Genomic DNA, 12,252 nt, shown 5'->3' on the forward strand with positions numbered 1-12,252 from the left:
GGCTGCATCCTCGTTTCCTTCCATCGCCATGCTCGTCTGCATTCCCAACGTCTTCAACGCTGCGCAGGTGGCTGCGCTGCGCGATCTGCTCGATAGCGCGGGCGATGCCTGGGTCGATGGTCGCGTGTCGGCCGGGTATTCGGGGGCACCGGTCAAGGTCAACCAGCAGATTGATGAGCGCGCGGAAGTGGCGCTGCAGTGCCAGCAGCTCATCCTGAGCGTGCTGGAGCGGCACCCGCGCTTCATCAGCGCGGCGCTGCCGAACGTGGTGTACCCGCCGATGTTCAACCGCTACGGCGAGGGCATGACGTTCGGCGCGCATGTTGATGGCAGCGTGCGTATCCATCCGCACAACGGCACAAAGCTGCGCACCGATATCTCGGCCACGCTGTTCCTGTCAGATCCTGCCAGCTACGACGGCGGCGAACTGCAGATTGAAGACACCTATGGCATGCACAGCGTCAAGCTCAATGCCGGTGACTTGGTGATCTACCCGGCAACGAGCCTGCATCAGGTGACGCCCATCACGCGCGGCGTGCGCGTGGCGAGCTTCTTCTGGATCCAGAGCCTGATTCGCGATGACGCGCAGCGCGCCATGCTGTTCGACTTGGACAACGCCATCCAAACGCTCAACCAGACCGACGCGGATGCCACCGCGCGCCGCACGCTCATCGGCGTGTATCACAACCTGATGCGGCAATGGAGCGAGACCTGATCTGCGTCTGCGGCGCCACGCCGGGGAAGGTGCGACGCAGTCTTCGCACGAACTGTGCGCTTCGGCTTAGTGGCCCGAACGGCGATACAGCTCGGCCATCATGCCGCAGCTTTCCACGTGCAGCGCAACGGCGCGGCTGGCTTCACGGCGCACAATTTGCCAGAAACGGGCGAAGCGCGAGGCGGGGGCGGCTTTGAGAGCAACGGTGTTCATGGCGATTCCTTCTGAGGACTGATTTAGGGATAACCCTAGTAGGGAATACCCGAATGTTAGTCCGAATATTGCGACGCAGCAAAGCCGCATCCGCCAGTGTCGCCTCATCACCACATATGGGTGCCTAACCCGCCACTCTGCTGACCGTGCCGGCATTGCCGTCTACGCGGATCGTCTCGCCGTCCTCCAACTGTGCCCGGATGCCGGGCAGGTTCACCACGGCCGGAATTCCGAACTCCCGCGCCACGATGGCGCCATGCGAGAGGTAGCCGCCGGTTTCCATGACGAGCCCGCCGGCCTTCAGGAAAAGCGGCGTCCAGGCCGGGTCGGTGCTGGGGGCGACCAGGATATCGCCGGCTTGCAGCGCCGTGCCGGCAGCCGCGTGATCGACGAGCCGTGCCTGCCCCTGTGCCGAGCCTGCGCCCACGGCGGTGCCGCTCCAGGCATCGCCTGTGAGGGCGATTGGCGCGCTGGTCCCGACCGGTGCCTCGCCATGTTCGGTGAGGATGTCCGGCTCCTGCGCAGCGGCCCAATCGTCCAACTGCTGGCGGCGTTCACGCGCGCGCTGGGCGACGAAGCGCAGCGGTAACGCGCCGGTGGCCGCGGCCACGCATTCGTCCAGCGTCAGGTTGAAGATGTCTTCAGGCGTATCGAGTCCTTCCTCGCCGACAAGCCTGTCTGCCAGCTTCAGCAGACCGATACGCAGCGCTTCCAGATACGCCACCAGCGCGCTGCGCGCGGCTTCGCGCTGGTTGCTGTCGCGCACGGCACCCTTGAGCATCCCTCGCACGATTGGGCGCAGCCAGAACGGCAGGCGCGCCCACGCACGCTCAGATGCCGCCAACTGCCGTTGCCGCACTGCATTCGCGTCGCTGCCGATCAGGCCGACGACGAGGTCGAGCAAATAGTCGGGTTGCTCGCGCCAGCGCGGGCGGCGGAAGTAGCTCTCTTCAATGGCGCGGTGCCCGTAGCGCTCCAGAAACGTACTGAAGTGCTGGCGGAACGCGCTGTGCGCCGGCAGTTGCAGCGCCCATTGCGTGCCGATGCGGTTGTCGGCGCGAAGCCAGGCGAGGGCTTCGGCGTCGGCGGTGGCGGTTTGCGCCAGAGCCATCAGGTCGTAGCTTTGCTGCGCGGTAACGCTGGGTTCTGCGCCTGCCATGAGCGCGGCGGCCAGGGCGTGGCCTTCGCCGGGGCAGTGTTTTTCGATCACGTCGACCAGGCCCGAAACGGCGCCGCCCGCCGAGCCCTGCAGGAAGAACAGGCCGTCTGCGCGGCGCGCGATGTTGAAGCGTTCGCGCAGGCAGGTGGCCAGCTCCGCTGTTGCTTCCGGCCACGTGTCTTCACGCCATTGCGCGGCTTGTTTGCGGGCGCGATTCAGATCGCTCTGTGCATGGCGGCGCGCGGCCCCGGCACTGCACAAATAACGTACGAGCCGCGCACCGCGTGCCAGCCGCTGCGGCCAGGTGGCGCGCGACAGCGTAATCTCGGGCTGCGTGCCGCCGAGCATGCGGTTAATAGCCTCCGGCGCAATGCCGAACGCGTCAAATGCCTCCCACTGCATCAACGAGACATCGAGGTACACGCAGCCGCCAAACAGTTTGGCGCGCGCCAGCCCCGGCAGCAACGCATAGCCCGCCAGCGAGTACGCCAGCATCAGCATGCGGTTGGCCGCGTGACCGTAGAGCGTCCAGTCGATGGGCGACAGCGGCGCGGGAAACACCTCGCGCGTGTTGCCGCGCGTCCAGAACGTTGGCTGGGTTTGCAGGGCGGCGTAGGTCTGGCGCGCGGTCGTGGTGATCGGGCGAGCCTGCACGATCCAGAAGCGCTGCCCGTCCCAGACCCATTCGATGTCATAGCGCGGCTGCGCAAAGTCCAGTGCGCGTGCCGTGTCGCGCGCCACCGTGGCAAGTGCGATGAGCTGGGCGTCTTCCAGCACGGCGCGGCGCGCATCTTCGGTGGCGGTATCAGCGAGTGCGGTGCCGCCTTCGGCCAGCGCGCGCGTCATGCGGTGCTTCGTGCCGATCCGGCGTTCGACCACATGCAGCGTGTCGTCTTGCGGCGCAACTTCCAGTCGGTCGACGTCGCCATCGGCGTGGCCGCCCACCAGCGCTTCGCCCAGGCCCCAGTTTGCGTTGATGACGATGTGGTCGTCGCGGCCGCTCAGCGGGTCGCCAGTGAACGCGATGCCTGCGGCCACTGCCGGCAACATCGGCATGATGACCACGGCCATCGCCAGGTCGGAGGTGTCGATGCCAAAGCGCTCGCGGTATGCCAGCGCTTGCGGTGCGTGCGCCGAGTCCCACACGGCGCGCACCGCTTCCGCCAGCGCCTGCACGCCAATCACGTTCAGGCGCGTCTCGTGAATGCCCGCGAACGAGCGTCGCGCGGAATCCTCCTGCGGCGCGGAAGAGCGCACAGCCAGCGGCGTGTTTTGCCAGCCGCGCGCAGCCAGCGCCTGCGCGATGGCAGCCAGCACCGTCTCGGGCACGGCATCTCCGTGATTTCGCCCGCGGCTGGCATCTGCGGCCAGCACGAAACCATCGGGCACCGGCACGCCGAGTCTCGCCATGCGGCCAAGCTGCCAGCCCTTGCCGCCCGCCACTGCGGCACCGGCCTGCGCCGCAGCCGGCCAATCGAGCACGAGCGGATTCATCACGCCTCCTTGCAGGCCATGCCGTGCAGGAACAGGTCGATGACGGCGGAGAAACCCGCGTGCAGATCGGTTTCGGGACGTGCCAGCCAGCGCATGAGCGCGCCGAGATACAAGTACTCGAACAGCCCCGCGAGCTGCTCGGCATCGAATCGGGTGTCGAGTTCGCCCGAGCGCTGCGCCGCGTCGATAAGTGCCATGAACACCGCTTCCAGCCCGCTGCGCTTGTCGCTGTCGCGGTTGCGGGCGGCTAGGTCGGCGCTGGCAAAGCGGTAGCGGAAATACGCGGCCAGATAGGGCCGGCGCACGTTGCACCAATCGGCCGAGGCGGAAAGCAGCACCGCCAGGCGGGAGGCGAAATTCGGCTGCCCCTCGATCTGTGCGCGCAGTTGCGTACCGCCTGCCTCCAGCTCGGCGTGGAACTGGTGCGCCAACAGCGCTTCCTTGACCGGAAAGTGGTTGTACAGCGTGCCCTTGGACACATCGGCCTGCGCTGCAATCTGCTCCATCGTCACCGCGTCGTAACCGTGCTGCTCGAACAGGGAGAAGGCGGTGGCCGCCAGATGGTCCAGCGTCTGGTTGCGCTTGCGCTCGCGGCGGCCGGCTTTAATGGGGATGGGGGTGGACGACATGATGGGCACACCATTTGGTAAACGATGTGCAATTTTATACGTCGTTCAAAAATATGTGCAAGCGAGAACCCCTCTGTAGAATCAGCCCATTCTTCCGGCAACCTTTTGACAGGACCGACCATGACTGCACTGCGTACCCTGTATCCGCCAATCGAGCCCTATGAAACCGGCATGCTCGACGTGGGTGATGGCCACACGGTTTACTACGAGCGCGTTGGCACGCCCGGCGCCAAGCCCGCGGTGTTCCTGCATGGCGGGCCGGGTGGTGGCGTTTCTGCTGACCACCGCCGCGTGTTCGATCCCGCACGCTACGACGTGATGCTGTTCGACCAGCGCGGCTGCGGGCGGTCTACGCCGCACGCGGGGCTGGAGGCCAACACCACGTGGCATCTCGTGGCCGATATCGAGCGCCTGCGCGCAATTGCCGGCGCCGAGCGCTGGCTCGTCTTCGGCGGCTCGTGGGGTTCGACGTTGGCGCTCGCTTACGCGCAGAAGTATCCGCAGCATGTGAGCGAACTTGTGCTGCGGGGCATTTACACCGTCACGCAGGCCGAGCTGCGCTGGTACTACCAGTACGGCGTGTCGGAGATGTTCCCCGAGAAATGGGCACGTTTTCAGGCGCCCATTCCAGAGGCCGAGCGCGGCGACATGATTGCGGCCTATCGCAAAGTGCTCACCGGCAACGACACCGCCAAGCAGATCGAAGCCGCCCGCGCCTGGAGCGTGTGGGAAGGCGAGACCATCACGCTGCTGCCCGACCCTAGCAACAGTGCCAAGCACGCCGACGACCATTTCGCGCTGGCCTTCGCGCGGCTGGAGAATCACTACTTCACGCACCAGTGCTGGCTGGAAGAGGGCCAGTTGCTGCGCGAGGCACACAAGCTGGCGGGCATTCCCGGCGTAATCGTGCATGGCCGTTACGACATGCCGTGCCCCGCGCGCTACGCGTATGCGTTGCATGAGGCGTGGCCGGATTCGGACTTCCACCTGATCGAAGGTGCCGGCCATGCGTGGTCCGAACCGGGCATCCTCGATCAACTGCTGGCCGCAACGGACCGCTTTGCCGGCAAGTAACCCATGACGGATTCCGCCGACCTGCGCTTCCTGCTCGCCATCCAGGACAACGGCAGCCTGGTGGCGACTGCGCGGGCGCTGGACCTGACGCCATCCGCCGTGTCGCAGCGGCTGCAGCAGCTGGAGAAGAAGCTGGGCACACGTCTGGTCGATCGCACGGCGCGCAGCTTGCGCTTTACGCAAGAAGGCATGTTGCTGTGCGAGCGCGGCGCAGAGCTGATTCGCCAGCTCGACGCACTGTCAGAGGATTTGCACACGCGCCGGGGCGGCCTGGTTGGCACGCTCAAGGTGAATGCGCCGCTGGGGTTTGGGCGACGCTACGTGGCGCCTGTCATTGCCGATTTTCAGCAGCAGCATCCTGATGTCGACATCGAACTGGCGCTATCCGATACGCCCCTGACCGAAGCGGCGGACCGCTTTGATGTGGTGGTGCATATCGGCGCGCTGCAGGTGTCGAACCTGGTCGGTTACGCAATTGCACCGAATGCGCGCTTTGTCTGCGCTTCCCCCGCGTTGGTGAAGCGCTTCGGCGTGCCCGAAACCCCCGATGACCTTGCCGCGCTGCCCTGCATCGTGTTGCGCGAGAACAAGGAAGACGTGTCGCTTTGGCACTTCAGCAAAGGCCGCACGAGCCGCAGCGTGCGCGTGCCGAGGCACCTGATCTGCAACGACGGCGATGTCATTCGCCAATGGGCGTGCGAAGGGCGTGGCGTGATCCTGCGCTCCGAATGGGATGTGGCGGACGATCTGCGCGCGGGCCGCCTCGTGCGATTGCTGCCAGGCTGGAAAGCGCCCGACGCCAACGTGATCGCGCTTACGCACAACCGCGCCGGCTTGCCGCTACGGACGCGTCACTTCATGCAGGCGCTACAGAACCGTTTCAAGCCGCAGCCGCCGTGGCGCGCATGATGCAGCTGCACTGAATCTTTGATTCAAACCGGCTTCACCGAAAGCCAGTGCGCGGTACCTACAATCGGTGGCATCGATCTCTACCGATTTGCAGGTGACCAGCGTGAACGCTTCCACGGTTTCTCCCGACGCCGGCTATCCCAAGGCCATCCTGTTCGATCTGCTGACCGCGCTGCTCGATTCGTGGTCGCTGTGGAACCGCGCCGCTGGCTCTGAACAGGCAGGCCGCACGTGGCGCGCCGAGTATCTGCGGCTCACTTACGGCTGCGGCGCATACGTCCCTTATGAAACGATGGTTCGGCAGGCCGCGCAGAACGTCGGCTTATCAGCGTCCGCTCCTGAAGCGCTGGAAGCCAACTGGTTGCACCTCGCCCCGTGGAGCGGCGCTGCGCAAGCGCTGGCCCAGCTCCAGCCGCACTGCAAGCTGGCCGTTGTCACCAACTGCTCGGAACGGCTGGGCCGGCAAGCCGCCGCGCTGTTGCCCGTCACGTGGGATGTCATTGTCACGGCCGAGCAGGCTGGCGTGTACAAGCCCGATCCGAAGCCCTATCGCATGGCGCTTGAACAGCTTGGCGTGGAAGCGGCTGACGCGGCATTTGTTGCGGGCTCCAGCTACGACATGTTCGGCACAGCGGCCGTAGGCCTGCGCACGTACTGGCACAACCGCGTCGGCCTGGCGCCGGTGGAGGGCGCGCAACTGCCGGAAATCACCTCGCCCGCGCTCGACGATCTGCTGCCCTGGGCCCGCCGTTTTGCCGCATGAGGATGCAAACCATGACCCCTGACACGCACTCGCTTGAAACCATCGACACGCCGGCTGCGCTGATTGACCTGCCGCGCATGCAGCACAACATCGCCCGCATGCAGCACCGCATGAACGCGCTGGGCGTGAAATTTCGTCCGCATGTAAAGACCACCAAGTGCCTCGACGTGGTGCGCGGGCAGATGGCGGCCGGCGCGCAAGGCATCACCGTATCGACGTTGAAGGAAGCCGAGGCCTTCTTTGCCGCCGGCATCAAGGACATCCTGTACGCGGTGGGCATTGTCGCCACCAAGCTGCCGCGTGCGATGGCGCTGCACAAGCGGGGCTGCGATCTCAAGCTCGTGGTCGACAACGCAGAGGCCGCCCTCGCCGTGGTCGACTACGCTCGCGCGCACGGTGAGCGCTGTGAAGTGTGGATCGAAGTCGACACCGATGGGCACCGCTCCGGTATCACGCCCGAGCAGGAGGCGCTGCTGGAAGTCGGCCGCATCCTGAAAGACGGCGGCATCGACGTGGGCGGCGTGATGACGCACGCCGGCTCCAGCTACGACCTGAACGACCGCGCCGCGCTGGCCGCATTGGCCGAGCAGGAGCGCGCCGGTTGCGTGCGCGCCGCGCAGCGCCTGCGTGATGCCGGCATGCCGTGCGCGGCGGTGAGCGTTGGCTCCACGCCTACCGCGTTGGCCACCGAACACCTTGAAGGCGTGACGGAGGTGCGCGCGGGGGTCTACGTATTCTTCGATCTGGTCATGCACAACGTGGGCGTGTGCGCGCTGGATGAAATCGCACTGAGCGTGCTGACTACCGTGATTGGCCATCAGCCCGAGAAAGGCTGGGTGATTGTCGACGCCGGATGGATGGCGATGAGCCGCGACCGCGGCACCGCCAAGCAGTCGCATGACTTCGGCTACGGGCTGCCGTGCGCGCTTGACGGCACGCCACTCGACGGGCTCATGCTGATTGGCGCGAACCAGGAGCACGGCATTCTGGCGGCCATCGATGGCTCGGTACAAGACGACCTGGTGGCGCGCTTTCCGGTCGGCACGAAGCTGCGTGTACTGCCGAACCATGCGTGCGCCACGGGGGCCCAGTTTCCGGAGTATCAGGCGGTGTCGTCGCGGGGGAGGGTGCAGACGTGGGGGCGGTTTCACGGCTGGTGACTCGTGCACCTGGCATGCCGAAAAGCAAAAGGCCCGCAGCGTTCCTGCGGGCCTTTTGCTTGAATCAAACTACCAAATCAAAAAAATGATGGGATCCGGTTTTAGCGTGGCGATCCCGATATTCGACGGTTAATAGGGATTTGTACTCATCTGCCTGGGCAAAATCTGGTCGATAAATAGAGAGACGGCCACGCAATTCAAGTGGCTGATAGCGAACACCATTGTCCCGCAGGAACCATGTCAAACATGGCAGACATTACCGAGCCCCAGTTATCTGATGCCATTGCGGAATTGGTAAGTTGCGGCGTGTTCTCCGTGGATCGTCAAATGCACATCCTGTCGTGGAACCGCTTCATGCAATATCACAGCGGTTTTTCCGGCGAGGATGTGATCGGCAAGGACATGTTCGCGCTGTTTCCGGAACTGCCGGAAAAATGGCTGCGCAAGAAAATCGAAAGCGTATTCGTTCTGGGTGTCTCTGCGTACACATCTTGGGAGCACCGCCCGTATTTGTTTCGTTTTCGTCATACGCGGCCCATTACCGACACGATTGAATGGATGCAGCAGAACTGCAGCTTTATTCCGATCGAAGATGGAAATGGTGTGGTCATCGCGGTGGGGATTACGTTGCTCGATGCGACGGACGTGTGCCTTGCATATGGCGAGCTGAAGAAGCGCGAAAAAACCGTAACCGATGCGCTTCAGGAACTCACTGTGCGTAACGCCCAACTCTCTGCGCTGAACGAAGAGCTGGCCCAGGCGCATCAGCAGCTGCTGCAGTCTGAAAAGCTCGCCGCCATTGGCCAGCTCGCCGCCGGCATTGCGCACGAGATCAATAACCCCGTGGGGTTCGTGCTCTCGAACCTGAACAGCCTGCAGCGCTACATGAACACGCTGCTCGATTACGCACGTACCCTGGATCAGCTGATCGGCCAGCATGCGCCGTCACTCGACGCACAGCTCTTGGCGCTTGCGCAGGCGGCCGACATCGAGTTTCTGGCCGAAGACGCTCCCGCGCTCGTGGCCGAATCGCAGGAAGGCCTGACCCGGGTGCGCGACATTGTGGTGGACTTGCGCGATTTCTCACGCGTCGACAGCGCCCACCAGTGGGATCAGGTGGACATTCACCGCTGCATCGAGTCGACGCTCAACATCGTCAACAACGAGATCAAATACCAGGCTGACCTCGTGCGCGAGTACAGCGAACTGCCGGCCGTGACCTGCATCCCGTCACAGATCAATCAGGTGGTGCTGAACCTGGTGGTCAACGCGGCGCAGTCGTATGCGGGCAAAAGCACGCAGGGCGGCGGGCGCGGCACCATCACCGTCCGCACCGGAACTGACGCGACCGACGCTGCATCAATCTGGTTTGAGGTAGCAGACGCCGGCAGCGGCATCGCGCCCGAAAACCTGAAGCGCATCTTCGACCCGTTCTTCACCACCAAGCCGGTCGGCAAGGGCACCGGGCTGGGGCTGTCTCTCACCTACGGCATTGTCAGGGCGCATGGCGGGCGCATCGACGTGTCGAGCACGGTGGGCCTGGGCACGACCTTCCGCGTGACGTTGCCACGATGCAGGCCGGAAGCCCCGCCTGTCGAACAACAACCGCCGGCCGATACCGCGCTGGCCATAACGTAAGCCTCACGCTTTACGCCTGAAGGGGGGACACATCATGGCGCTACCTGTGCTCGTTGCCGACGATTCATCGTTGGCGCGCAAGCTTCTGATCAACGCCTTGCCTGACGACTGGGATGTCGAGGTCACACAGGCAGCCAACGGTGCGCAGGCGCTGGAGCTGTTTCGTGCCGGTAAGGGCACGGTCGTTTTCCTTGATCTGACCATGCCGGACATGGACGGCTTCCAGGTGCTCGAACACATCCGCAAGGCCGGCGACGACGCCTTCGTCATCGTGGTGTCCGCTGACATCCAGTCGGGCGCCGTCGAGCGCGTCAAGGACCTCGGTGCCATCGGCTTCATTGCGAAGCCCGTATCGGTCGAGCGCATTGTTCCGATCCTGCGAGGGTACGGTCTCTATGAATGACCTGACACTGAACGAAGACCAGCGCGACGCTCTGCAGGAAATCGCCAATATCGGGATGGGCAAAGCGGGGGCGGCACTGGCCGAACTGCTGGGCGCCTTTGTGACGCTCTCGGTGCCAGACATCAAGCTTGTCAACGCGGCACAACTGATGGCAGAGCTGCTGGGCCGCGACGTGGCCGGAGACGCGCCCTCGCCGGTGCGGCAGGCGTTTCAGTCCGACATTTCGGGCGAGGCGATCGTGCTGTTCGGCAAGGACGGCCGCGAAGAACTCGAAGAGCTGATGGGCTACGGCGATGCCGACGTGAACAGCGAAAGCGAGGCCCTGTCCGACATCGCCAACTTGCTCGTGGGTGCGTGTGTGCGCAGCGTCTTCGAGCAGCTCGGCCGCAATCTGTCGTTCTCGCGGCCAAGCTTTGTTCCGGCTGCGGTGCTGCAGCAAGCCTTGTCGGGCGAACAGTTCCATCGTTGGGATGTGGCGCTGTTGCTGGAAGTGCGCTTCACCCTTGAGCGCGGCGGCTTTGTGGCCCAGTTGGTGATGCTGCTACCTGAAACCGCCATCCGAAAAATGAAGCACGCGCTGGAGCAATTCCTGCAGGCGCTTTGAGACGCGCCCCGCCAGCCATCGAACCGTGAGACGCCAGCCATGCTTGTTTACGACGAAGACACCGCGCAAGCGAGCGCGCCCGACATCAAAGCCGCCGCGCAGCCAGAAAGCGCGCCCGCTTCTGCAACGCCTGCGGACGCCACGCCGTTGATCCTGCTGGTGGACGATGAGCCAGGCGTGCTCTCGTCCCTGCGCCGGCTGCTGAGGCCCACGGGCTACCGCGTGATCACTGCCGAGAGCGGTGCGACGGCGCTCGACATGCTGTCGGTGTATCCGGTGGATCTGGTCATTTCCGACATGCGCATGCCCGGCATGAACGGCGCCGAATTCCTGGCACGTGCTCGTGAGCGTTATCCGGACATCATGCGGATCCTGCTGACCGGCTACTCCGAAGTCGATTCGGCTGTGCGTGCCATCAACGAGGGCGGCGTCTATCGCTACCTCAACAAGCCGTGGGATGACCAGGACCTGTTGCTCACCGTCAAGCACGCGATCGAGCAGCGCACGCTCGCATGCGAGGCGCGCCGCCTGAGCGAGTTGACGCAGCGGCAGAACGAAACGCTGCAGCAATTGAATGCCGGGCTGGAAACCCAGGTGCTGGCGCGCACCGAAGAAATTCGCCAGACCGTGATGTTCCTGGAAGGAGCTCAGCGTGACCAGAAAGCGAACTTCACGAGTATGGTCAAGGTATGCGCCAGCATGATCGAGATGCGCTGTGGTGCCATGGCGCGCCAGTCGCTGCGCGTGGCCGATCTGGCGCGCCGCATTGCCATTGAATGCGGGTTGACGGGGCTGCAGGTGCAGGACATCTTCCACGCCGGCCTGCTGCACGGCATTGGCAAGTTGTCGCTGCCCGATGCCCTGCTGAATACGTCGCTCGACAGGCTTTCGGCTGAACAGGCACAGCAGTTCTATCAGCATCCGCTGCGCGCTCAGATGGTGCTCACACCCGTGCCGCAGCTCGAGCATGTGGCGCAAATCATCCGGCACCAGTACGAACGCTTCAATGGCCGCGGTACTCCCGACCGATTGGCCGGAACGGCGATCCCGATCGGCGCACGCATCGTGGCTGTCGCACGCGATTTCGAGGGGCTTCTGACGGGCGAGATCATCAAGGACCACGTCTCGGGCGATCAAGCCATGGAGATGGTCAAGGCGCAATCGGGCCTGCGCTATGACCCCGACGTGGTCGTGCGCTTCGTGGCCGTGCTCAGGCAGCAGGGCGAGGTGATGCCTGTGCGGCAGATCTCTGCGGCCGAACTGCGGGAGGGCATGCGGTTGGCCGACGATCTGCTGACGCGACGCGGTGTGCTGCTCATTACACGGGACAGCATCGTCAGTGCGCATCAGGTCTTGCAGATCAGGCGCTTCGAAACCCATGAGGATGTGCCGTTCGCAATTCTTGTCTATGCGCCTGTGCCCAATCCCACGGATGCGGCAGATGTGCCACCAGCAGCGTGAAGGATGACCTTCGGGAGGCGGCGATGGTCC

12 protein-coding genes are annotated in these 12,252 nt (G+C 64.3%); 9 read left to right on the top strand and 3 right to left on the bottom strand.

Annotated elements, in window-relative coordinates; all coding sequences use genetic code 11:
• Positions 1–28: 28 nt before the first annotated feature.
• Positions 29–715 (top strand): Fe2+-dependent dioxygenase, encoded by a 687-nt coding sequence (locus tag ACCD03_RS01540; protein WP_024978082.1) that lies wholly within the window; start codon positions 29–31, stop codon positions 713–715.
• Between the two features lie 66 nt (positions 716–781).
• Here ACCD03_RS01540 and ACCD03_RS01545 read toward each other — a convergent pair whose 3' ends face one another.
• From ACCD03_RS01545 to ACCD03_RS01555, 3 genes are all read right to left on the bottom strand, one after another.
• Complete coding sequence (locus ACCD03_RS01545) at positions 782–928, bottom strand: hypothetical protein (protein WP_175537079.1); 147 nt, start codon at positions 926–928, stop codon at positions 782–784.
• A gap of 124 nt (positions 929–1,052) precedes the next feature.
• Positions 1,053–3,581: a PEP/pyruvate-binding domain-containing protein gene (locus tag ACCD03_RS01550; protein WP_413410616.1), complete on the bottom strand. Its 2,529-nt coding sequence runs from the start codon at positions 3,579–3,581 to the stop codon at positions 1,053–1,055.
• The gene (locus tag ACCD03_RS01555; protein ID WP_325654511.1) at positions 3,581–4,210 is read right to left on the bottom strand and encodes a helix-turn-helix domain-containing protein; all 630 of its coding nucleotides are present in this window, start codon (positions 4,208–4,210) and stop codon (positions 3,581–3,583) included. Before ACCD03_RS01555 ends, ACCD03_RS01550 begins: the two co-directional genes overlap by 1 nt.
• A gap of 120 nt (positions 4,211–4,330) precedes the next feature.
• Here ACCD03_RS01555 and pip point away from each other — a divergent pair, with 120 nt between their 5' ends.
• The 8 genes from pip (at position 4,331) to ACCD03_RS01595 (ending at position 12,222) form a co-directional block, all read left to right on the top strand.
• Positions 4,331–5,284, top strand: coding sequence for a prolyl aminopeptidase (pip, locus tag ACCD03_RS01560; protein WP_325654513.1), 954 nt, complete (start codon positions 4,331–4,333; stop codon positions 5,282–5,284).
• Between the two features lie 3 nt (positions 5,285–5,287).
• Positions 5,288–6,193: a LysR family transcriptional regulator gene (locus tag ACCD03_RS01565; protein WP_325654515.1), complete on the top strand. Its 906-nt coding sequence runs from the start codon at positions 5,288–5,290 to the stop codon at positions 6,191–6,193.
• Between the two features lie 94 nt (positions 6,194–6,287).
• A complete protein-coding gene (locus ACCD03_RS01570; RefSeq protein ID WP_325654517.1) occupies positions 6,288–6,956 on the top strand; it encodes an HAD-IA family hydrolase in 669 nt (222 codons plus the stop codon).
• A gap of 11 nt (positions 6,957–6,967) precedes the next feature.
• The gene (locus ACCD03_RS01575) at positions 6,968–8,116 is read left to right on the top strand and encodes a DSD1 family PLP-dependent enzyme (RefSeq protein ID WP_325654519.1); all 1,149 of its coding nucleotides are present in this window, start codon (positions 6,968–6,970) and stop codon (positions 8,114–8,116) included.
• A 246-nt stretch (positions 8,117–8,362) separates the two neighbouring features.
• The gene (locus tag ACCD03_RS01580) at positions 8,363–9,754 is read left to right on the top strand and encodes an ATP-binding protein (RefSeq protein WP_413410617.1); all 1,392 of its coding nucleotides are present in this window, start codon (positions 8,363–8,365) and stop codon (positions 9,752–9,754) included.
• A 34-nt stretch (positions 9,755–9,788) separates the two neighbouring features.
• The gene (locus ACCD03_RS01585; RefSeq protein WP_413410618.1) at positions 9,789–10,157 is read left to right on the top strand and encodes a response regulator; all 369 of its coding nucleotides are present in this window, start codon (positions 9,789–9,791) and stop codon (positions 10,155–10,157) included.
• A complete protein-coding gene (locus ACCD03_RS01590; protein ID WP_253540924.1) occupies positions 10,150–10,761 on the top strand; it encodes a chemotaxis protein CheC in 612 nt (203 codons plus the stop codon). Before ACCD03_RS01585 ends, ACCD03_RS01590 begins: the two co-directional genes overlap by 8 nt.
• 39 nt (positions 10,762–10,800) lie before the next feature.
• Positions 10,801–12,222: an HD domain-containing phosphohydrolase gene (locus ACCD03_RS01595; protein WP_413410619.1), complete on the top strand. Its 1,422-nt coding sequence runs from the start codon at positions 10,801–10,803 to the stop codon at positions 12,220–12,222.
• Positions 12,223–12,252: the final 30 nt, after the last annotated feature.

The sequence above is a fragment of the Ralstonia sp. Ralssp135 genome, from assembly GCF_047304345.1.
GTDB lineage: Bacteria > Pseudomonadota > Gammaproteobacteria > Burkholderiales > Burkholderiaceae > Ralstonia > Ralstonia chuxiongensis.

Bases quoted from the DNA above. Each gene is read 5' to 3' on its own strand.
- ACCD03_RS01565 (WP_325654515.1), top strand. From the start codon at position 5,288: ATGACGGATTCCGCCGACCTGCGCTTCCTGCTCGCCATCCAGGACAAC.
- ACCD03_RS01595 (WP_413410619.1), top strand. From the start codon at position 10,801: ATGCTTGTTTACGACGAAGACACCGCGCAAGCGAGCGCGCCCGACATC.
- pip (WP_325654513.1), top strand. From the start codon at position 4,331: ATGACTGCACTGCGTACCCTGTATCCGCCAATCGAGCCCTATGAAACC.
- ACCD03_RS01590 (WP_253540924.1), top strand. From the start codon at position 10,150: ATGAATGACCTGACACTGAACGAAGACCAGCGCGACGCTCTGCAGGAA.
- ACCD03_RS01575 (WP_325654519.1), top strand. From the start codon at position 6,968: ATGACCCCTGACACGCACTCGCTTGAAACCATCGACACGCCGGCTGCG.
- ACCD03_RS01580 (WP_413410617.1), top strand. From the start codon at position 8,363: ATGGCAGACATTACCGAGCCCCAGTTATCTGATGCCATTGCGGAATTG.
- ACCD03_RS01550 (WP_413410616.1), bottom strand. From the start codon at position 3,581: ATGAATCCGCTCGTGCTCGATTGGCCGGCTGCGGCGCAGGCCGGTGCC.
- ACCD03_RS01585 (WP_413410618.1), top strand. From the start codon at position 9,789: ATGGCGCTACCTGTGCTCGTTGCCGACGATTCATCGTTGGCGCGCAAG.
- ACCD03_RS01540 (WP_024978082.1), top strand. From the start codon at position 29: ATGCTCGTCTGCATTCCCAACGTCTTCAACGCTGCGCAGGTGGCTGCG.
- ACCD03_RS01555 (WP_325654511.1), bottom strand. From the start codon at position 4,210: ATGTCGTCCACCCCCATCCCCATTAAAGCCGGCCGCCGCGAGCGCAAG.
- ACCD03_RS01545 (WP_175537079.1), bottom strand. From the start codon at position 928: ATGAACACCGTTGCTCTCAAAGCCGCCCCCGCCTCGCGCTTCGCCCGT.